Origin of the sequence: Pseudomonas fluorescens (assembly GCF_040448305.1) — a bacterium.
Classification (GTDB): domain Bacteria; phylum Pseudomonadota; class Gammaproteobacteria; order Pseudomonadales; family Pseudomonadaceae; genus Aquipseudomonas; species Aquipseudomonas fluorescens_BH.
The window spans coordinates 4,200,899-4,221,760 of sequence record NZ_CP148752.1 but is presented as its reverse complement, the minus strand read 5'-3'; the positions used below and the strand labels follow the sequence as shown (position 1 = coordinate 4,221,760).

At 61.6% G+C, this 20,862-nt stretch carries 19 protein-coding genes; 8 read left to right on the top strand and 11 right to left on the bottom strand.

The genetic code is table 11. From position 1 onward, the window contains the following. The first annotated feature begins 4 nt into the window (after nt 1-4). From WHX55_RS19105 to WHX55_RS19090, 4 genes are all read left to right on the top strand, one after another. The gene (locus WHX55_RS19105) at nt 5-1,078 is read left to right on the top strand and encodes a phosphotransferase (RefSeq protein WP_353741051.1); all 1,074 of its coding nucleotides are present in this window, start codon (nt 5-7) and stop codon (nt 1,076-1,078) included. After that, the gene (locus WHX55_RS19100) at nt 1,059-2,567 is read left to right on the top strand and encodes an aldehyde dehydrogenase family protein (protein ID WP_353741050.1); all 1,509 of its coding nucleotides are present in this window, start codon (nt 1,059-1,061) and stop codon (nt 2,565-2,567) included. The genes WHX55_RS19105 and WHX55_RS19100 overlap by 20 nt, the downstream gene beginning before the upstream one ends. A 27-nt stretch (nt 2,568-2,594) precedes the next feature. Beyond that, nucleotides 2,595-2,780: a hypothetical protein gene (locus WHX55_RS19095; protein WP_353741049.1), complete on the top strand. Its 186-nt coding sequence runs from the start codon at nt 2,595-2,597 to the stop codon at nt 2,778-2,780. Between the two features lie 488 nt (nt 2,781-3,268). Further along, nucleotides 3,269-5,329, top strand: coding sequence for a TonB-dependent receptor (locus WHX55_RS19090; RefSeq protein ID WP_353741048.1), 2,061 nt, complete (start codon nt 3,269-3,271; stop codon nt 5,327-5,329). An 82-nt stretch (nt 5,330-5,411) separates the two neighbouring features. Here WHX55_RS19090 and WHX55_RS19085 read toward each other — a convergent pair whose 3' ends face one another. Next, nucleotides 5,412-6,371: a biotin/lipoyl-binding protein gene (locus tag WHX55_RS19085; protein WP_150725364.1), complete on the bottom strand. Its 960-nt coding sequence runs from the start codon at nt 6,369-6,371 to the stop codon at nt 5,412-5,414. Between the two features lie 3 nt (nt 6,372-6,374). Beyond that, nucleotides 6,375-6,746: a DUF3302 domain-containing protein gene (locus WHX55_RS19080; protein WP_150725365.1), complete on the bottom strand. Its 372-nt coding sequence runs from the start codon at nt 6,744-6,746 to the stop codon at nt 6,375-6,377. 151 nt (nt 6,747-6,897) lie between these two features. On the opposite strand from WHX55_RS19080, the gene WHX55_RS19075 reads away from it, so the two are divergent. Both WHX55_RS19075 and WHX55_RS19070 read left to right on the top strand, forming a co-directional pair. Next, nucleotides 6,898-7,560, top strand: a complete 663-nt coding sequence (locus WHX55_RS19075) for a hypothetical protein (RefSeq protein WP_150759206.1) — start codon at nt 6,898-6,900, stop codon at nt 7,558-7,560. A gap of 77 nt (nt 7,561-7,637) precedes the next feature. Beyond that, nucleotides 7,638-8,693 (top strand): sterol desaturase family protein, encoded by a 1,056-nt coding sequence (locus WHX55_RS19070; RefSeq protein WP_353741047.1) that lies wholly within the window; start codon nt 7,638-7,640, stop codon nt 8,691-8,693. Between the two features lie 351 nt (nt 8,694-9,044). On the opposite strand, the gene WHX55_RS19065 is transcribed toward WHX55_RS19070, so the two are convergent. Further along, a complete protein-coding gene (locus WHX55_RS19065) occupies nt 9,045-9,803 on the bottom strand; it encodes a DUF899 domain-containing protein (protein WP_353741046.1) in 759 nt (252 codons plus the stop codon). Nucleotides 9,804-9,887: 84 nt separating this feature from the next. Here WHX55_RS19065 and WHX55_RS19060 point away from each other — a divergent pair, with 84 nt between their 5' ends. Continuing rightward, complete coding sequence (locus WHX55_RS19060) at nt 9,888-11,108, top strand: helix-turn-helix domain-containing protein (RefSeq protein ID WP_353741045.1); 1,221 nt, start codon at nt 9,888-9,890, stop codon at nt 11,106-11,108. Between the two features lie 36 nt (nt 11,109-11,144). Beyond that, nucleotides 11,145-11,777, top strand: coding sequence for a DUF5074 domain-containing protein (locus WHX55_RS19055; protein ID WP_151214747.1), 633 nt, complete (start codon nt 11,145-11,147; stop codon nt 11,775-11,777). Between the two features lie 179 nt (nt 11,778-11,956). On the opposite strand, the gene WHX55_RS19050 is transcribed toward WHX55_RS19055, so the two are convergent. The 8 genes from WHX55_RS19050 to WHX55_RS19015 all read right to left on the bottom strand — a co-directional run bounded on the left by WHX55_RS19050 (nt 11,957) and on the right by WHX55_RS19015 (nt 20,856). Further along, nucleotides 11,957-12,358: a GFA family protein gene (locus WHX55_RS19050; RefSeq protein WP_353741044.1), complete on the bottom strand. Its 402-nt coding sequence runs from the start codon at nt 12,356-12,358 to the stop codon at nt 11,957-11,959. 388 nt (nt 12,359-12,746) lie between these two features. Next, nucleotides 12,747-13,607 carry a CAP domain-containing protein gene (locus WHX55_RS19045; RefSeq protein WP_353741043.1) on the bottom strand — a complete coding sequence of 287 codons (861 nt, stop codon included), beginning with the start codon at nt 13,605-13,607 and terminating at the stop codon, nt 12,747-12,749. A gap of 279 nt (nt 13,608-13,886) precedes the next feature. After that, nucleotides 13,887-14,261 (bottom strand): RidA family protein, encoded by a 375-nt coding sequence (locus WHX55_RS19040; protein ID WP_150752852.1) that lies wholly within the window; start codon nt 14,259-14,261, stop codon nt 13,887-13,889. A gap of 29 nt (nt 14,262-14,290) precedes the next feature. Next, complete coding sequence (locus WHX55_RS19035) at nt 14,291-15,013, bottom strand: DUF3726 domain-containing protein (protein ID WP_150752851.1); 723 nt, start codon at nt 15,011-15,013, stop codon at nt 14,291-14,293. 1 nt (nt 15,014) lies between these two features. Continuing rightward, nucleotides 15,015-16,730 carry a hypothetical protein gene (locus WHX55_RS19030; protein WP_353741042.1) on the bottom strand — a complete coding sequence of 572 codons (1,716 nt, stop codon included), beginning with the start codon at nt 16,728-16,730 and terminating at the stop codon, nt 15,015-15,017. A 23-nt stretch (nt 16,731-16,753) separates the two neighbouring features. Then, a complete protein-coding gene (locus WHX55_RS19025) occupies nt 16,754-18,307 on the bottom strand; it encodes a BCCT family transporter (protein WP_353741041.1) in 1,554 nt (517 codons plus the stop codon). 106 nt (nt 18,308-18,413) lie between these two features. Further along, complete coding sequence (locus WHX55_RS19020; RefSeq protein WP_150759198.1) at nt 18,414-19,400, bottom strand: dipeptidase; 987 nt, start codon at nt 19,398-19,400, stop codon at nt 18,414-18,416. A gap of 13 nt (nt 19,401-19,413) precedes the next feature. Further along, complete coding sequence (locus WHX55_RS19015; protein WP_353741040.1) at nt 19,414-20,856, bottom strand: aldehyde dehydrogenase family protein; 1,443 nt, start codon at nt 20,854-20,856, stop codon at nt 19,414-19,416. Nucleotides 20,857-20,862 lie beyond the last annotated feature (6 nt).

The window sequence follows — 20,862 nt, the reverse complement described above, 5'->3', positions numbered from 1 at the left end:
CGCCATGACAGATGCACGGGCTTCATTGCCAACCCGTGAAGACCAGCGCGCCGCCTTTCTGGCCCGTGCCGGTTTCGCCGAGACCTTGTTGGTTGCCTTGCCGGCGGATGCTTCGACCCGGCGGTATTTCCGCCTGGACGGCGCCGGCCTGTTGTTGATGGATTCGCCGCCACACAGCGAGCCGATCGGCCCGTTCGTGCGGATCGCCCGGCAGTTGCAGGGGCTGGGCCTGTCCGCGCCGGCCTTGCTGGCGGTGGACGAGGTAGCGGGGCTGGCGTTGATCGAGGATTTCGGTCACGACACCTATACCCGGCTGCTGCTGGCCGGGCATTCGGAGTCGGCGTTGTATCACCTGGCGGTCGATACGCTGGTGGCGTTGCATCGCGCAGCGCCAGCCACGGAACTGGCGCCTTACGACGGGCAGCGACTGGCGGACGAGTACGCGCTGTTTATCGACTGGTACGTGCCGCTGCTGATCGGCAAGGACGCGGCGCAAGACCTGCGCGATGAGTATCTGGCGCTGTTCGCCGCCGCCTGTCGTGATGTCGCAAAACGCCGCGAAGCCCTGGTGCTGCGCGACTTTCACGTCGACAACCTGATGCTGCTGCAAGGCCGTGAAGGCGTGGCGGCCTGCGGCTTACTGGATTTCCAGGACGCCCTGGTCGGGGCGGCGGCCTATGACCTGATGTCGCTGCTCGAAGACGCCCGGCGCGATGTGCCCGAAGCGCTGCGCAAGGCACTGATCAGCCATTACCTGTCTCAGCGCCCGGAGCTGGATGCGCCGGGTTTTCTCGAAGACTACCGGCGCCTGGCCGCCCAGCGTCACGCCAAGGTGCTTGGGATTTTCGTGCGCCTGGCCGGCCGTGACGGCAAGCACGGTTACCTGGCGCATCTGCCGCGTACCCTGGGTTTGTTTGTCCGCGCCCTGGACGCCGAGGCCTTTGCGCCCCTGCGCCAATGGCTCGACCGGCAGGTGCCGGGCTGGCGTGATCAACTGCCCGCCGAGACCCTGGCGACGTTGCGCGAAACCCCTTATCGATTGGTTCAAGGATCATCCCATGGCCACGTTCAACACTGACACCGCATTGCGTTTCATCAATTCTGAATTCCTGCCGCTGACCGATGGCCGTGTGCGCGAAGTGCTCGACCCGGCGACCCTGCAACCGGTCGGGCAAGTCGGCGTGTGTGGCGCAGCCGATGTGCAAGCCGCCACCGATGCCGCCACCGCCGCGCAACGCCAATGGCGCTTGATCGACGCGAAAAGCCGCGCCGCGCGCCTGCATCAACTGGCCAATGCCATCGAACAGAACCTGGCCTGCAACCGTGAAGTCGCGCGCCTGATGACCCTGGAGATGGGCAAGCCGTTTCCAGAAGCCATGGGCGAGCTGGCCAACTGCGCGCCGATCTTTCGCTACTACGCGGAGATGGCCCGGGACGATGCCGGCAAGGTCGCCGGCACCACGCAGATCGGTTCGTTCCAGCATGTGCGTTACGAGCCGTACGGTGTCAGCGTGCACATCATGCCGTTCAACTTTCCGATCCTGCTGATGTGCTGGACGGTCGCCGCGTCTTTGGCGGCGGGCAATGCCTGCATCATCAAGCCGGCGGAAGCCACGACCCTGTGCACCCTCAAGTTCATGGAACACTTCACTGCGTTGCTGCCTGGGCTGGTGTCTTGTGTGCCGGGCGATGCGGTCACCGCGCAGTTACTGGTGCAGTCGGCGCAGACCCACGCGGTGGCATTCACCGGCAGCGTGGCGGCAGGCAAGGCGGTGGCCGTGGCCTGCGCCGAACGGATGAAACCTTGCGTGATCGAGGCCGGTGGCAGCGATCCGCTGATCATCTCCAGGCATGCACCGCTGGATGTGGCAGCGGCGGGTGCGGTGACCGCGGCGTTCCACCTGAGCGGGCAAATCTGCACCTCGGCGGAACGCTTCTACGTCGTCGATGAAATCCATGACGAGTTTGTCGCCAGGTTCGCCGAGCGTAGCCGCACATTGCGCATAGGCCATGGCCTGGAACGTTCTGAGATCGGGCCGATGGTCAGCGAGGCGGCACGCAACAAGGTCATGCGCCTGGTCGATGACGCCGTGGCCAAGGGCGCGACAGTGGTGTGTGGCGGACGGATTCCGCCCGAGCACAGCGTCGGCTGGTTCTATGAGCCGACCATCCTCACCGGCGTGACCGGCGACATGGCGATTCTGCAGGAAGAGTGCTTCGGCCCGGTGGCGGCGATCTGCCGGGTCAGCGATTTCGATGAGGCGGTGCGGTTGGCCAACGACTCGCCGTTCGGCCTTGGCGCCTCGCTGTTCACCACGGATCTGGCCGAAGCCATGGAAGCCGCCGAGCGTCTGGAGGCGGGGATGGTCTGGGTCAACAATCCGCTGATCGACAACGATGCGCTGCCGTTCGGCGGCTGGAAGATGTCCGGCCTTGGGCGCGAACTCGGGCGTCAGGGGCTGGAAGCGTTCCGCCGCTCTAAGATGGTCATCATCGACCACCAGCCGAAGATTCAGGACTGGTGGTACCCGTACGCTGACGACGTGTTCTATCGCGATCCGGCCTGAAGCCGGGATGCACACAGGAGGGTCGTGATGAGCGACAACATCGGCTGGCCGACCCTGGCGGTGATTCTCGCGGCAGGGCAGGGCACGCGCATGTGTTCGCCGCTGCCCAAGGTTTTTTCCCGATTTGTGCGCCTATGGAACTGGAAACCATTCTGGCAATCGAAGCCTATACGGGCGAGACGGGACGTTGTAACGGTTACGCGTTGGCATTGAACGCCCTGTATGGCTGTAAAGCCGGGAGGGTTGCATGGAAAGGGACGCGATGTTCAAGTTCCTTGCGGGCTACCTGTTGATGTGTGCCCTGTTGGCATGGGGGGTGGTCCAGGCGTCTCACTGGATTGCCTCTCGCCTGCTGCTGTATTGGATAATTTAGCGCCGACCCTCGCTGCCTCGCTCGACGTTTCCCGATATCTCCTTGCCGATACTTCAAGCACCGCAATGGTGCGAGCCACTGTCTGGCCTTCTCACTCGGCCCCCTGCCGTTAAACACCTGAAATCCAAAAAACCAGCGTGCCTGAGGCGGCAGCAATCAAAATCAAATGTATTCGATTGAATACATTTCGACTGCATAAATGCTAATGAGATGGTTTATCAATAGTATTTGTTTCTGCATTGCTTTCGATTAGACTCCTGCCCGCTGTAGGAAAACAGCTTTCTGGATGTAAGAAAAAAACAAAATATCTGTCGCAGGGGAGCGGGGCGTGAATTTCAAAAAAAATACAATTGCGTTGGCTGTGGGGTCGGCGGCTTGCCTGATGAACAGCGCATGGGCGGCCGAACAGTCGAACACAATGGAAATCGCCCCGATCACGGTGACGGGTGAAAAAATCAACCGCACCCTGGAACAGACTCAATCGAGCGTGGTGGTCGTCACCGACAAACAATTGCGCGAGAAGGCCGACCATGACCTGGTCGACGTATTCGCCCGTACGCCGGGCGTGTACAACCAGGCCGGTAACGAAAACTGGGGCATTCGTGGTGTACCGGTGTCCGGTTTCGATGACCAGGGACCGGCCACGCTCAACGGCGCGGTCTCGGTGTTCGTCGACGGCGCCGTGCAGCCGAACCGCGCACTGACCCTCAGCCCGATGCCGCTGTGGGACGTCGAGCAGGTTGAAGTCTTCCTTGGCCCGCAGTCCACCACCCAAGGCCGTAACTCCCTGGCCGGTGCCGTTGTCATCCAGACCAAAAATCCAACCTTCGAACCGAGTTTTTCCGCGCAGACCAACGCCGGGAACTACAACGAGCGCGGAGCGGCAGTGGCCGGCGGCGGTTCGATCGTCGACGACAAGATAGCCGGCCGTATCGCCGTGGATTATCAGGAAGGCGACGGCTATATAGACAATATCGCACTGGGTAACGACGCCAACCCGACCCGTACCAGCAATGCCCGCGGCAAGCTGTTGATCCTGCCCAACGACGATCTCGATGTGCTGCTGACCTACGCCCACGGTGAAAGCCGCAAGGGCGACAACTCGGTCATGCGTGAAAACGACAAGGTCCGCTACTACAAGATTTCATCCAATACCGATGCGTACGACAAACTCAGCCAGGACACCGTCAGCGCCAAGGTCGATTACCGCCTGGACGATCACTGGTCCCTGACCAGCCTCACGGCCAATACCAGCTCGGACTACGACGCCCGCCTGGACTTCGACCAGACGGCCGTGGACAACCAGGTGGTTCTGCGCAAGCAGGACGGCGACCTGTTCAGTCAGGAACTGCGTCTGAATTACGCCTCGGACACCGTGAAGAGCTTCGTCGGCGCCTATTACGGCCGCAGTACCAACAACTTCCACGACAAATTGCTGTTCGACGACGAACTGTTCGGCACCGCCAAGGGCGACACGACGATTGAAAACCAGGCAGTGTTCGGTGAAATCAACTGGACGTTCGCCCCGCGCTGGACCTTGATCACCGGTCTGCGCTACGACCACGAGACCAACGACACCGATATCGACCAGGACGACTTCTCCAGCCCTGGCAATGTCAGCAAGTCGTTTGATGCGCTGTTGCCGAAACTGGGTATCGACCATGAACTGGCCGCCAATCAGTACCTGGGATTCATGGTGCAGAAAGGCTATCGCGGCGGTGGCGTCAACGTCCGTGCCGGTGGCGGTCACGAACCGTACGATCCGGAGTACACCACCAACTACGAGTTGTCCTACCGGGGTTCGTTCTTCGACCAGACCCTGCGGACCCGCGCCAACCTGTACTACACCGACTGGAAGGACCAGCAGGTCAGCGTGCTGGACCCGGACACACAGTTCGCTCACATCTTCAACGCCGGCAGCAGCGACATCAAGGGCCTGGAAGTCTTCGTCGAAAAAGACCTTACCGAGCAACTGACCCTGACCGCCGGTGGTGCCATCACCGATGGCAAGTACAAGGACTTCGTCACAGGTGATGGCCGCGACATGAGCGGCGAATCGTTCCTGTATGCGCCCAAGTACAAGATGTCGGTCGGCGGCACCTATCGTTGGGACGACCGCCTGACGTTCAACACCGATGTCACCTACCAGAGCACCACTCCGTCGGAATACGAGTTCGACGACGCAGGGCAGGTCACCGGCGAGCGTCAGAGCGACAACTATTGGCTGGCCAACTTCAACACCGAATACAAGGTCACCAAAAACGTTGCCGTGTCCGGTTTCGTGAAGAACGCCTTCGACAAGGAATACATCACCAACAACCGCAGTGGCGACATCGTCGATGCCGGCGCACCTCGCACGGTGGGGTTGATTCTGCGCTACGACATGTAAAGCGACGGATGCCAGGCGTCTGGCACAACCGGCCGGCAACTGACCCAATTCAAGGATTGAGCCAGTTGCCGTCGATGCCGGGTTAGTGGAACGGAAAGATGTAGTTCATCCAGGCGGCCATGCGCAGAAGGATTTTGCGCATCATCGCGATGTGATGGAAATGCTGGCTGTACAACGCCGCCTGCCCGTACGCACCGCCGGGCATCTGGCCGGCGTACTGGGCATAGTCGGGATCGGTGATTTCAATGATCACCGGAACCCGGCCGGCCGGTGGTGATCCAGTGAAGCCGATCAGCGTGCCCGACGGTTGAACCTGGCCTTCGGCGATGACCGAAACCACGGTTTTGACCTTGCCTTCGAAAACCTTTCCGGGAATGCCGTCAAAAGCGACTTCGGCCTCGTCGCCCTCGGTCAGGCGCAACAGGCTGTTCTGCCGCATCCACGCCGCGAAGTAATGCCCTTCGGCGGGAATGAAGACCATCGAAGGGCGCAGTGGCAACTTGGTCGCCATCATGCCCGGACGCAACGAAACGTGGGTGACGAAGCCTTTGCTCGGCGCGCGGACGGTGGTGTTGTCGAGTTCGTACTGCACGTTGTCCAGTTGTGCCTTCAGGTCATCACTGCGCGCGACCACAATGTCCAGTTCCCGTTGGGTACTGAAATTACGCTTGATCAGCTCGGTGATCCGCGCGCGATCGGCCTGGGCGGCAATCAGCTGTGCCTTGAGGGATTTCAGTCGGTACTCGAACGGCGCGGGATCGATGCGAAACAGCACATCGCCTTTTTCCAGGGGCTGGTTGGTCTTCACCGGTACATCGATCACCTGGCCACTGACCACGGGTATCACCGGAACCGATACGAAATAGGAACGCGCCACCTCGGAATAGGGGTGGTTGTAGTTCATCGTGAAAATCAGCGCGCCGATAATCACGACTCCGCCCAGCACCGCCGTGGGCACCGTCCATTTGTTCAGGGGGATGCGGAAGATCTTGAAGATGGCTACGCAGAGAGCGGCATACGTCAGAATGAGTAAGAGATCCATGGCTCAAATGCCCTCGCCGAGATTGTCCGTTGGTACCCGGTTCTGCGTCGTGCCCGTCGCCGCCTCGAGGCGCTCGATCCGGCCTTGCAGTTCGGCGACCTGTTGTTCGAGGTGAACCACATGACTTTTTGCTGAATGTCCGTCACTGAAACCCCAGCCCCGGTCCTCTCGATAGGCCATCGCCCAGATCCACAGGAACGGCCATAGCGCGTGTAAGGTGAACAGGCTGACCCAGCCGGTGGCGTGGATTGCATCCTGGTGAGGGTGGTTGCGGTGTACGGCAATTTCATAGGGGATGTCGTGGAGCAGAATGATCCCGTAAAACAGGACAAGCCCGACAAAGACCAGCAGGCCCAGGGCGAAGTAATCAAGCATGAACCACTCCTCTTGAAGCGGATAACGTGTGCGCATGAGTGTAGCCGTTCAATCTACACTTGACGGGGATGCGGATATCCAGCCGGAACAACCGGTGCCTGGCCGAAGCGTTGACCGATATCGTGCAAGCACACTCCGACGAGGTGAATTCATGCCAACCAATGGTCGATTCGAGAGGGCGCCTGTACTTGACCCTGTCGAGCGCATTACCGAGGTGATCTTCGGCCTGCTGATGGCCATGACGTTCACCGGCACCATCAGCGTGGCCACGGCAGACCAGGCAGCCGAACGCACGATGATGATTGCCGCACTCGGCTGCAATCTCGCCTGGGGACTGGCGGATGCGGTCATGTACCTGTTGCGCGCGCTGGTCGAGCGCACGCGCAGGATCAAGCTGTACATGGCCCTGCGCAATGGCGCGGACGCCGCGGCCGGTCAGGCGCTCGTTGCGCAGGTGTTGCCATTGCAGTTTGCGGCATTGGCCGGCAGCGAGGGCCTGGAGTTGTTGCGCCGTCGGCTGCTCGAGCAGCCCCCCTTGCCGATCAGGGCAGGCCTGGGCTGGAACGACTTCAGGGGCGCTCTCGGTGTTTTCCTGTTGGTCGTGGGCTCGACATTTCCGCTGGTGGTGCCGTTCATACTGCTCGATCAGACGGCACTCGCCATCCGCCTGTCCAACCTGATCGGCCTCGTGGTGCTGTTCATCGCAGGCTGGATGCTCGCCAGATACGCTGGCGCCACGCAATGGCAGGGTGGGGTGATCATGGCCGCCACGGGGGGCGTGCTGATCCTTGCAATCATTGCGCTGGGTGGCTGACAACCGGTCATAATTCAACACACTAAAGACTCATTCTCATTTACTATTGCCCTTCCATTTACGTCGGGCAGCCCGGTATGGATGTTCTCGCCGCAATCCATCTTTATTTATCCCAATGGGTGATCGAGCCGGTCACCCGGCAGTTCCTGGGCATTTTCGACTTCAACGGCAGACTCGGTCTAGCCTTTCTCTGCATGTCTTACGGCGTCGCCTACTGCCTGTTCCGCTACCGAAAATCCCGGGGCCTGACCGACGCGCGCTCATTCGGGCAGTTCATCGGCGGCCGCCGGGTGTACCTGCATCGCTCGGCGCTGCTCGACTACCGCTACTACTTCGTACTCGCCATCCTCAAGGTTGCCCTGGTGCTGCCCATCGTCGGGCTGGTCGATCCGTACGTCTTGCGTTCAGCGGACTACATCGCGTTCTTCACCCAACTGTGGGGCGCGCGTACGCAAGTGGAGGAGCACCTGGCGCTGACCCTGTTCTATGGGCTGGGCGTATTTCTGGTCAAGGACTTCAGCCATTACTGGGGCCATCGCGCTTTTCATTCGCGGTATCTGTGGGCCTTTCACAAAGTCCATCATTCGGCGCCCGTGCTGGTGCCGGCGACGGCCAGCCGTGTGCACTTTCTGGAAGAAGTGGTCGAGAAGCTCACGGACATCATCTGCGTCGGCGCGTTTGCCGGTGTCTTCTGGTACGTCTGTGGCGGTGAGATCAGCCGCTACACCTTGTTTGGCGTGACCTACATGGTGTTCATCTTCAATGCCCTGGCGGCCAACCTGCGTCACAGCCATGTCTGGTTTTCCTTCGGGCCGGTGCTGGAGCGGGTGCTGAGCAGCCCGGCGCAACACCAGATTCATCACAGCGATGCGCCGCGACACTTCAACAAGAACTTCGGCATCAACCTGTCACTGTGGGACTGGATGTTCGGCACGCTCTACGTCACCCGGTCCACACCCGAGTCCATCCAGTTTGGCACTGGTGAGAACGATCACGAGCGTTACCTGACGCTACGGGGGTTGATCGTCACGCCTTTCATGGATATCGCCCGCAAACTCTTTCCTGGAAAACCCCGAAAGCACAGCCTGAAAGCGGATCTGATCCGTATTTTTCAGCGCAATCTGCCTCTGTAACGGATACAGCCGCCAGCCCACAATAAGTCTTCGGTACGACGCTCGGGCAGCACACGCCGCCCCCTGTACCGCCAATTCATAGTGTGGGAGGCCCCATGGCCAAGATGACGATTTTTCTCGGCGGTTTTCTGCTGTTGACCATCCTGATCGGTATGCTGGCGACGATTCCGCCGGCGTGATTACACACCGCAGATCACTCTGATTGCCTGGCGTGCCAGCTCCGTACCCATGGAGTGTCGACCCTCCTTCATTCCTCCAGTGTTCAAGCGGTGTTTGGCGGGTGGCGGCAGCCAGTGACGTCGTTGGCGTGGCTTACCCGCGATCCGGAACCTAGCCACACCGCCTCCGCGCTCACTGGTACTCATCATGCCGGCGCCACCAGGGCCCCGTTTCATTACGCCCCTTGGGCGCGCGGTCAAGCCATTGGTACATGTTCCACAACCCGTCCAGGCCCCGCGCGTAGGTGGAATAGGTGTGATAGATCTCGCCGTCTTCCAGCACAAACGTACTCAACCCCGGCCGGTCGCGGGTGTAGGTCGGCGCATCGGTGCCACAGGTCGCGGCGAACTGTTTCACCGGTTCCGGTATTTCACTGGCGTCCATGGCATGACCGCCGCGCTGGTAGTTGTATTCGACCAGCCCTTCACGCTGCTGGGCTTCGGTGAAGTAGACATTGAAGTCGGCAGTGAAGTCGCTGTCGGCGGCCGAGGCCCAGGGGAAGGTCCAGCCCATTCGGCGCTTGTAGGCCTGCAGTTTCGCCAATGGCGCGCGGGATATCGCCATCAGGGTCACGTCGTGGTTCGCCAGGTGGACGACGACGGGGTCGAAGCCATCGGCGATGGCAGAGCAGGACGGGCAGCCGGCGGTGTAGTCGGGGCCGAACATGAAGTGGTAGACCAGCAGTTGCGAGCGCCCTTGAAAGAGTTCGGCCAGGGTGGCGCTGCCGTTGTCGGTATCGAAGCGGTACGTCTTGTCGAGGCGAACCCAAGGCAATGCCTGGCGTTGCCTGGCCACTTCATCACTGCGTCGGGTCAGGGCCTTTTCCGCTTCGAGCAGTTGCAGGCGTGCCGCCAGCCATTGCTCCCGGGACGCGGTTTTGTGAGTGTTCATCGTTCTGCGCTCCTGGTGAAAGGTGGTGATTTAGACTAAACCCGAGTGTCAAATGATGGGAGTGACAAGCGTGGCGGGATTTCCATGGACTCGATGATCACGGCAGCCGCACAGGCGCTGGCGGCGGGCAATCCGCTGGGCGCACTGGACCGCGTGGCCTTGCGCGACGATGCGCCAGCGCTGGCCCTGCGCGGTATCGCCATGGCGCAACTGGGCGAACTGGTGCGGGCCAGGGCGCTGGTCAAGCGCGCGCAACGGGCTTTTGCGCCCAGGGAAGTGCTGGCCCGGGCGCGCTGTGTGGTGGCCGAGGCCGAAATCGCCCTGGCGTCGCGGGAGCTCGGGTGGCCGGTCAAGGCGCTCGAAACGGCGCGGGTCACCCTTGAACACCACGGTGACCGGGTCAATGCCGCCCATGCGCGTTATCTGCAAATCCGTCGTTTGCTGCTGATTGGTCAGCTCGATGAGGCGCAGCAGTTATTGGCCGAACTCGACCCCGACCCGTTGCCGCCAGCCTTGCGGGCAACCCATGAACTGGTGCTGGCGGGGATCTCCATTCGCCGCCTGCAATCGCATGCAGCGCGGGAGGCGTTGAACAGGGCCGGGCAGGCTGCCAGTCAAGCCGGAATTGCCGCGCTGATCGCTGAGGTCCAACACGCTGCGTATCTGCTGGATGCCCCCGCCGCACGCCTGATTGCCCAGGGTGAAATACGGCCTCTGTTGCTCGATGACGTTGAAGCGTTGTTCTGTTCAACGTCACTGGTGGTGGATGCCTGCCGGTACGTTGTGCACGGCTGTGGCATGTCGGTGCCGCTCGCGACGCGGCCGATCCTGTTCGTGCTCGCCCGTGCGTTGGCCGAGGCGTGGCCCGCCGACGTTGCGCGGGAAACGCTGATCGTCCGGGCGTTTCGTCTGAAGCTCTCGGATGAATCCCATCGCGCCCGGCTTCGTGTGGAAATCGGCAGGCTGCGTAAGGCACTCAAGCCGTTGGCCGACGTCATCGCGACAGCCCGCGGTTATGTCCTGCAATCGCCGGTGTGTACGGAGGTGGTGACACTGGCGCGACCGGTCGAGGAAAAATTTGCCGGGGTTTTGGCCTGCCTCGCCGATGGCGAGTCGTGGTCGAGTTCCGCCCTGGCACTGGCGCTGGGCACCAGCCAGCGCACGGTGCAACGGGCGCTCGATACACTGGCGGAGCAGGGCAAGGTGCAGTGGTTTGGCCGTGGTCGCGCACGGCGCTGGATGACGCCGCCGGTGCCGGGATTCGCGACGACCTTGTTACTCCCCGCGCCGCTGCCCGGTGGCTAGGATGAACGCCACCAACCCCCAATGAGGAATGCCAGGATGAAACACGCAACTGCTGAAATCATTCGTGAATATGGCCCGTTTGCCGATGTCGATCATGTGTGCGGCGTCACCTGGGACGGCGAAAAGGTCTGGTTCGCCAGCAACAGCAAAATCAACGCCCTGGACCCGGAAAGCGGCAAGGTGCTGGGTTCGATCGATGTCGCTGCCCATGCCGGCACCGCGTTTGACGGGGAGCACTTGTTCCAGATCGCCGAAGACCGTATCCACAAGATCGACCTCCGCACCGGCCGCATCCTCTCGACGATTCCTGCCCCCGGCGCAGGCACCGATTCGGGTCTGACCTGGGCTGAAGGGACGCTGTGGGTGGGCCAGTACCGCGAACGCAAGATCCACCAGATCGACCCCGAGACCGGCAAGATCCTGCGCACCATCGAATCCAACCGTTTCGTCACCGGCGTGACCTGGGTGGACGGTGCGCTGTGGCACGGCACGTGGGAAGGCGATGAAAGCGAGCTGCGCCGGATCGATCCGCAATCGGGCGAAGTGCTGCAGAGCCTGACAATGCCCGAAGGCGTGGGCGTGTCGGGGCTGGAGTCCGATGGTGGCGAGCGGTTGTTCTGCGGTGGCGGCGATAGCGGCAAGGTGAGGGTAGTGCGTAGGCCTTCGTGAGGCTCTCCAGCAAGGTCACCGGGTACAACCATTGTGGGAGCGAGCCTGCTCGCGATTGCAGAGTGTCAGGCAACATCAATGTTGACTGATTTGACGCTATCGCGAGCAGGCTCGCTCCCACAATGGATCTTCAGTGACCACAAAAATTCAGCCCACCCTGTGGGGCTCACTCACACCACTCAGTCCGTTTGTGGATGCTGATCGTTGATGTCGTACCAATCCGCTTTCGAGCTGACGCAAACATGTTTTTGCTTGCGTGTTCGTAGCGGCGTATCCAGCGTGCCGAGGGCAATCGAAATCCACTCGGAAAACGGTCCTGTCGAGTCAGTCCAGAACATCGAAGATCCGCAGCGGGAACAGAACTGCCGTGTGACACCCCTGGACGATTCAAAGGCCTGCAGCGAGTTTGCGCCGGTCATGATGGTCAGCGCCAGGGCAGGGGCGCTGGCATAGGTTGCAAACGCAGCCCCATGGCCCTTTCGGCATTGACTGCAATGGCAATGGGTGACGGCTTTCAGCTCGGTCGACAAGCGATATTTGACGGCGCCGCAGAGGCAACCGCCTTGGTGAAACTCATCCATGTAAAGTCATCCCTGGATCAATAGTATTTTTCCGTCCTGCCATGTTTTCTGCTGGTCGAAATCGGTCTAAAAGCCCGGTTGGCAATCGCTCCTGTTTTGCTATCCTCAAAACTGTAGGTGAAGACGCAGACTGATGCGCAAAAGGATAGCAAGGAGACGTGGGGCGCGTTCCGAAGGGTACACGGTTAGAAAGATCCCCGCGCTGGGATCCAGCCCTTATGCCGTGTGAAGCAGAAGAGTTCCATTACAGTTTCACGACTCTTTTGTGGGAGGCCTGATAAACCTTGTAAGCCGGAGACCAGCACCGGCCACCTACTTGTTACATTCACCCACAAAGCCCGCTCAGTGCGGGCTTTTTAATGCCCGCAAAGTGAGTCCGGTCAGCGGCTCAAGGCGCGCCAAACAGCATCGTCCAGTAGACACCGTTGTCGCTGCGCGCGTTGGCGGCGTAAGCGGCGCCGACCTGGGTGAACATCGGGTTCATCAGGTTGGCGCAGTGCCCGGGGCTGGCGAGCCAACCGGCCATGGCCTTGCTGGGTGAACCTTGCCCGGCGGCGATGTTTTCACCGATCTGCCGGCCACGGTAGCCGGCGGCCCTGGCGCGGTCGGAGGGCATGTCACCGTCGGGGTCCTGGTGGGCGAAATAGTTGCCGTAGGCCATATCCTTGCTGTGGCTTTGTGCTGCGGAGCCCAAGGCTGCACTCCAGGACAGCGGCCGTGCGGCGGCGAACCGCTGGCGACCGCACAGGCGCGGCTTGGCCCGGGCTGCGTTGACCTGCGCCAGCAACGCCTGTGCGGCGCTGCGTGGATCGCCGGTTTTCCCGTCGAGCACCGGCCGTGCCAGCACCACTTGCCACTCGCTCCCGGCGCGGCTGACACCGATGTCGGCGTATTGGTTGTCGAGCAGCGCGGCGCAGTGCTCGTCCTGGAACATATCGAAGGCTTCTTCGGCATCCCGAGCACCCACCACACGGATGGACCGCACCATGGTTGCCTGATAGCCGGAAGCCTTTAACCGGTCCCGCAACCCACCGCCATAGCCAACGGGCAGGGCCAGGTTCGACTTGAGCGTCAGGGGTGATAAACGTTGCGTCGGCCGCCGGTCGCAGCGTTGCGGATGGGCGCGATAGTCGTTGATGGCGTCTACCAGTTGCCGTTGCCCATCGGCGTGGGCGGGGCTTGCAAAAACGGGGAGCAGGGAAAACAGGCACAGCGAAGAAAAGCGCAAGGCAACGGCGGTTTGGCGCATGGACGGACAACTCGGATGAGATGACGACGAAAGGAGAGGAAAAACGCTGGGGTATGACTGGCTTCCTGGAACAAGGTTCACGGCGGGCGTGAACCTGTTTACTGCCGGAGCCAAATGTCCGACGAAGGGTATTGAAACGTGTGGGCAACGCTGCCCCCTGTAGGAGCGAGCCTGCTCGCGATGGACGTCAACGATAACGCGTGCTTCCTGATTCAACGCGTTGTAATTGAGTCCTTCGCGAGCAGGCTCGCTCCTACAGAAAAGCGGAATCGAGGTCCATCAATCCATACAGGCGTACACCACCAGCTCCACCAGCATTTCTTCCCGGGCCAGGCCCGCCACGACCATGGCGGCGCGGTTAGGGTAGGGCGCCTGGAAGTACTCGGCGTAGACCGCATTCACGGTTGCCAGGTAGCTGCGGTCAGTGACGTAGATCAGCACCTGGGTGACCGCGTCCAGCGAGCTGCCGGCGGCTTGCAGGGTATGGCGCAGGTTGTCCAGGGTCTGCCGGGTTTGTGCTTCGATGCCGCCGCTCACCACCTGGCCCTGGCGGTCGATGGGGATTTGCGCGGTGTACAGCGTGCCGTTGCCGACAACAGCCCATTCCAATGGCGCGCGCGAGGCAAAGAGGTCGGTCTTGATCGCCTGTTTCATTGATGATTCCTGATGCGGGTTTGAGGGTTTTACCGGGCGTCGCTGCCTTCACCGGCGCCATGGCGACGGGATTCTTCGGTGCTTTCCACCAGCACCCGCTCACCCAGTTTTTTCAACTGGGCCCAGACTTCATCATTGACCTGCAGCCCGCCCGCAGGTGCTGGCTGACTGAATTCAAGCGTCGGGGTCGCGTCTTCGGCACTCAGGCGCGGCAGTAGCGCGAAGTGTCTGGAAATCAGCACGTTGATGCTTTGCTCGTCGCCCTGCGCCGGTTGCGGCAGGTCATACACCCGCAAGACCGGGCCGGTGGTCCCGGCGCTGAAGGTGGCCACCAGTTCCTGCCGGGCATCGCGCCAGTACACACAAAAATTCAGACCCTCTCCGGCACAGCGCGCCAGGTAGCCCAGCAGCAGGATGCGGTTGTGGCAATGGCGGACGCGGATCAGCGCACTGCCACCGCGCAAGGCCTTGCCTACCCCCAGTTCGATTGCCTGGGCGGCGCAGCGCAACACGCTCTGACCATGGGCATCGAGGGTCAGTTGCGTGGCGTCTTCGTAGCAGGTTTCGATGGGGCGATCGACTTCATCGTGAAGGAAGTCCAACGCTTTTTTCAATGCGCCGATACCGTCGAGGCCTTGCTGTTGCAGCCTGGTAATCATCTCGGCGGCGTCGTCGCAATCACCGGGTGCAAAGCCGATGCCTTCGAAGGCCTTGCGGCAGATCACCTGGATTTCATTGAGCGATACACGCATTTCAGAGTGCTCCGGCAACGTTGGTCAGTTCAGGCATGACGGCAAAATTCCAGTCGTCGGGGAACGGCTGGCCGATCTCGCTGACCAGCGGTGCCCCCTGAAACAAGGTGATGCGCACCCAGCGGCTGGACTTGGGGTCGAACTTGCCGGCGCCGAAGAACGCCAGTTTGCAGCGCAGCAAGTGGATCGGCAGCATGCCGCGGTCCATCAGGTTGGCGCGGATCTCCCCGAAGGCGCAGCGGGCCATGCCTTGCAGGCGGCAGACCGTGCCTTTGAACTGCGGCAGCGCCAGCAGAAAGTGCGCGGTCAATTGCCGTGGGTGTTGCTCGCGGTAGGCAAGCAGGGCGCAATGACAACGTTGAATGTTGTGCGCGATCCCCAACTGCATTTCCTTCTCGGCGCCTGGCTCCATGGCCCTTTCGCCCAGGCGTGGTTCTTCCTTTTCCGCCGAGCGATACCAGAAAAAGTGGTTGGCCTCAGCGCCGCTCAAGTCGTAATCGAGCGCCCAGCGGTACTTGGTCTCGACGAGATCGCACAGCTCATCCAATGGCATCTCGGCGTTCAGGCGAAACCCCTCGTTGACCGACATTTTCTCGGCCAGCGGATCGACCTGTTCGGGGTACAACTCCAGCAGCAGGCTGACCAGCAGTTCCTGGCAACTGGGGCCGACGTTCACTTCGGTCCAGGCTTGCAGGCGCGACCACAAACCCGCGTTGACCGACTGGCCCGCGAACCACTCGGCCAGTTGTTCGAGATCGGCCAGCGTCTGCTGGTCGATGCCGCTTTGCCGTTGGTCCTCGGTGCTGGTTTGCTGCAAGTGCCGGCGGGCCCGTAGCAGCAACGCCTGAAAGCGCTGGGCGTGAGGCAAGTCAGCCGCTTGCACCACAACCTGCGCCAGTGCGGTCTCCCTGGCCCACAGCCATTGGTTGACCAGTTGCGGGTGATTGATCAGGAACGGCGCCATGCCCAGCCCCGTGGAATTGCCGACCCCAAGGTAACGCTGCAGGGCAGGGTCCAGGCCCACCGCCCGCTGCGGGTTGCGCGCCCGGGCCATGTGTTCGATCTGCTCGATGCTGAAATGCCGCAGTAGATACACGGTAAACATCTGGGCGCTGAAGGGTTGCGTGAAGTCCGCAGTGCCTTGCAGGCAACTGAAGTCGGCGATGCCGAACTTGCCGTTGCCGTACACCGCGGTGGTGCGATACAGGTAGCCGACCTCGGCCAGTTGTCTCGGGTCTGGCTGACAGCCTTCGGCCAGCGCTTCGAGGAAACGCTCGAAGTTGCGCAGGCTGCGGTTGGCCCGCGACAGCACCAGTACTCGCGAATCAAAACGCCCGGCTTCCTGCAACGGCACATTGCGCCGCAGGTCAGCCAATTGCTGCTCATCGACATCGCCGGCGACCAGGACAAAAGTGACATCCCACTGATCTGCGATGACCCGGTCGCTGCGTTTTTCCGGTGGCAGGTACGTGGAGAAAATCACGCAGTGATAGTGGGCACTGGCGGTGTCGATGCGGTAGATCGCCGTACCGAAGCCCTCGGCATCCAGGTCGAAACAGGTGCGCTGGATGCGCCACTGCCCGTTCATCATCCGCCGCATGCTGCTGCGCACGAAACTCAAGCGGCTTTGAAAGTGGCTGCCCAGCCGCTCCAGGTCCATGACCCGAGCGGCGGGCCGCAAGGCCGAAGAGGTGTCTGTGTCGGTGTGCGACATCATTGCGATTCCTGAACTGTTCATCATCAGACTGCCTGCTCGCGAGCCATCTGCCGGGCGATGCGCAGAGCATCCCAGAGCGACGGCAGGATCAGCAGTGAAACCGGTACGGCAGTAATTACGATAAAGGATTGCAGCGCCGTGACCCCGCCCGAACCAATGGTGATCAACACCACAGCGGCCAGGCCCATGCCGATGGCCCAGAAGGCACGCAGCCATGGTTTCGGCTTGTCATTGCGGGACATCGCCATCGCCACGGTGAACGCCATCGCATCGCCGTTAGTGGCCACCGATATGAAGCTCAGGAACAGGAACAGCGCCGAGATCAGTCCTCCCAGGGGCAGGTTCTGGGTCACGCCCAGCAGCAGGTCTTCGGGCTGCGCGCCGTGGGCGGTGACGATGCCTGGCGTCTGCAATTCCATGCCGATGCCAGCGCCGCCGACCACGGTGAACCAGAACATGGTCACCAGCGGGGCGATGATCGACAGGGTCATGATCACTTCGCGGATGGTCCGGCCACGGGAAATCTTCGCCACATACAGGGCGACCATCGGCGCGTAGCCAATGAACCAGCCCCAGTAGAACACCGTCCACCAGTCGAGCCATTTCGGGTCGGCGCGGAACAGGGTCATCGGCATGAACTGCTCCAGATGCAAGGCGAACGCGGTGGGAAAGCCGCCGAGAATGAAAACGGTGGGCCCCAGCAGCACCATGAACACCGCCAGGCCGATCATCAGCCAGACGTTGATTTCACTGACGAAACGGATGCCCTTGAGCCCGACCAGGCAGGACGTGGTGTACATCACGGTGACCAGAACGATGGTGATGGACTGCACCATCAGGTCATTGGGAATGCCCCAGACCGAGTGCAACGCACTGCTGATTTGCAGGCCGAGGAAACCGATCGGGCCGATGGTGCCGGCGACGACGGCGATGATCGAGGTGGCGTCCGCCAGCGTGCCGATCGGGCCCTTGAGCGCACGCTCACCGAACAACGGATAGAGCAGGGTACGCGGTGCCAGTGGCAAGCCTTTGTCGTAGTGCAAATGCATCAGCACGATGGCCAGCAGACTGCCCAGCACTGCCCAGGCCAGGAAGCCCCAGTGCACGAACGATTGCGCGAGCGCAGCGTGTGCGGCGGCTTCGGTGTGAGGCTGCACCCCTGCGAACAACGGTGGTGGGCTGGCGAAGTGCATCATCGGTTCCGCCGCCGCCCAGAATGCGCCGCCCCCGGCGAGCAGGGCGCACATGATCACGGCGATCCAGTTGAAGGTGCTGGAGTCGGGCCGCTGATCGACGCCGCCCAGCCTGACGCGCCCGCACTTGCTGAAGCAGATGATCAGGCTCATGGCAAAGGTCGCCAGCATCAGGATCTGCCAGTACAACCCGAAGAACTTGGTCGACCAGGCGAACAGCGTGTTCACCAACAGCGATACGCCATCGATGTCGATCAGTGCCGCGATCAGGAAGGCGCCGAGGAAGCCGCCACTGATTAAAAACAGCGGCCAGTCGATGTCTTTTTTCGGCGGTGCAAGGTCCAGTGGCTGGACGTCGGCTTGCAGGGAGTCGGATGTTTTCATGATGCCTCCAAAATACGCGCCTGGGGCTGTGCATCGCCGGTCGGGGAGATGAACGGGAGGCTATTGTTGTTATTTTTCATGCTGTCCTCACGGTGTCGATCAAGAGTCAGTCTTGCGCCGTCGAAGCGTTTTCCAGCAGGCGCAACCAGTTGAGTCCCATGATGTTGCGTACCTCGTCCTCGGCGAAGCCACGGTCGCGCAGGCCCTGGGCGATGACCGGGAAATCCCGGCTGTCGCGGAACCATTGCAGCGGTGCCGGCCAGTTGGCGTTGTCCTTTGATCCTTCGCCGTAATCCTTGTCTTTGCTCCAGCGCCCGTTGCGCATCCATTCGAGCACTTGCAGGGGTTGTTGCTGGCACAGGTCGGTGCCGATGCCGATGTGTTCGACGCCCATCAGTTCCGCCGTGCTGGCGACCATGTCGCAGAACGATTCCAGGGTGCAGCCCGACGCACCCTTGAGGTGGAACGGGTAAGTGCTGAAACCCAGCAGGCCGCCGGACTCGGCGATGCCGCGCAACACTGCATTGGACTTGTTGCGTTTGGCCGCATGGAAACTCGATGGGTTGGCGTGGGAGACGATCACCGGCCGGCTCGACAACTCGATGGCTTCCAGGGTGCTGCGCTCGGCGCTGTGGGACATGTCGATCAGCATGCCGACGCGGTTCATCTCGCGGATCACCTGGCGGCCGAAACGGCTGATGCCATTGTCTTCGGTCTCGTAGCAACCGCTGGCCAGCAGGCTCTGGTTGTTGTAGGTGAGCTGCATGATCAGCACGCCGAGCTGGCGGAAAACCTCCACCAGGCTGATGTCGTCTTCGATCGGCGAGCAGTTCTGGAAACCGAAGAAAATCCCGACGCGGCCTTCCTGATGCGCCAGACGAATGTCCGACGCCTGGCGCACCGGACGAATCAGCTCGGGCCAGGTTTCGAAGCGCCGGTTCCATTCGCCGATGCGCGACAGGGTTTCCCGGGCGTTCTCGTGGTAGGCGATAGTGGCGTGCACCGCGCTCAGGCCACCGGCCTGCATCTGGCGAAAGATCTCTTCGTTCCAGTGGGAATATTGCAGGCCGTCGATCATCAATAAATCGTGCATGGTGATCTCCTGTTCAAGGACGCACGTAGGTGGTCTTGACCACGGTGTAGAACTCGCGGGCGTACTGCCCTTGCTCGCGCGGCCCGAAGCTGGAGGCTTTGCGGCCGCCGAACGGCACGTGGTAATCGGTGCCGGCGGTGGGCAGGTTGACCATGACGCAACCGGTGCGGGCACGGCGCTTGAAGTCGCTGGCATAACGCAGCGACTGGGTGATGATCCCGGCGGTGAGGCCGTATTCGGTGTCGTTCAACACAGCGAGGGCTTCTTCGTAATCGCTGACACGGATCACACAGGCAATCGGCCCGAAAACCTCTTCGCGATTGATGCGCATGGTGTTGTGGGTGTTGGTGAACAGGGCAGGGCGCATGTAGTGCCCGTCCGGTTGCAGGTTCAGCAATTGGCCGCCCTCGACCAGGGTTGCGCCTTCGTCTTCGGCCAGTTGCAGATACTGAAGGTTCTGTTCCAGTTGCCGGGCTTCAGCCACCGGGCCGATCTGCACCCCTTGTCCGAGCGCATGACCGACCTTCAGCTGACGCATGCGTGCCACCAGCGCCTCGACGAAGCGGTCATGGATGCCGTCGCAGACGATCAATCGCGAAGAGGCCGTACACTTTTGCCCGGTACCGAAGAAGGCGCCGTTCAACGCGCATTCCACGGCGATTTCGAGGTCGGCGTCATCGAGCACCACCAAGGCGTTCTTGCTGCCCATTTCCAGTTGGCAACGCACCAGATTGCCGGCGGTGGCGACCGCGACGCGGCGACCGGTCTGCAGGGAACCGGTGAAGGTCAACGCATCGATGTCGGCGGACTGGATCAGGCTTTCGCCGACCACAGCGCCGCTGCCCATCACCAGGTTGAAGGTGCCGGCGGGCAAGGCCTGGCGACTGATGATTTCAGTCAGGGCCCAGGCGCTGGCCGGTACCAGGTTTGCCGGTTTGAACACCACGGCGTTGCCGAAGGCCAGGGCCGGGGCAATCTTCCACGCGGCGGTGGCCATCGGGAAATTCCACGGTGTGATGATGCCGATCACGCCAACCGGTTCACGCTGGACTTCGATCTCGATGCCAGGGCGTACCGAGGTGGCTGTCTCGCCCATCTGACGCAGCACTTCAGCCGCGTAGTAGTGGAAGAATTGCGCGGAGCGATTGACCTCGCCGACGCCCTCGGCCAGCGGCTTGCCTTCTTCCCGGGAGAGCAGTTCGCCGAGTTCTTCCTTGCGCGACATCAACTCGTTGCCGATGGCCATCAATACTTGCTGGCGCTGTTCCAGGCCACTGGCGGCCCATTGCGGTTGGGCGTCGCGGGCGGCGGCGATGGCATCCAGCGTCTGTTCGGCGCTGGCCTGGTGGTAATGGCCAATGAGGTCTTGAACATCCGAAGGGCTGTGGTTGGCGATGACGCCTTGGCCTTCGCACCAGTTGCCGCCGATGTAGTTTTTGTAGGGTTGCAGTGCCATGGGAAC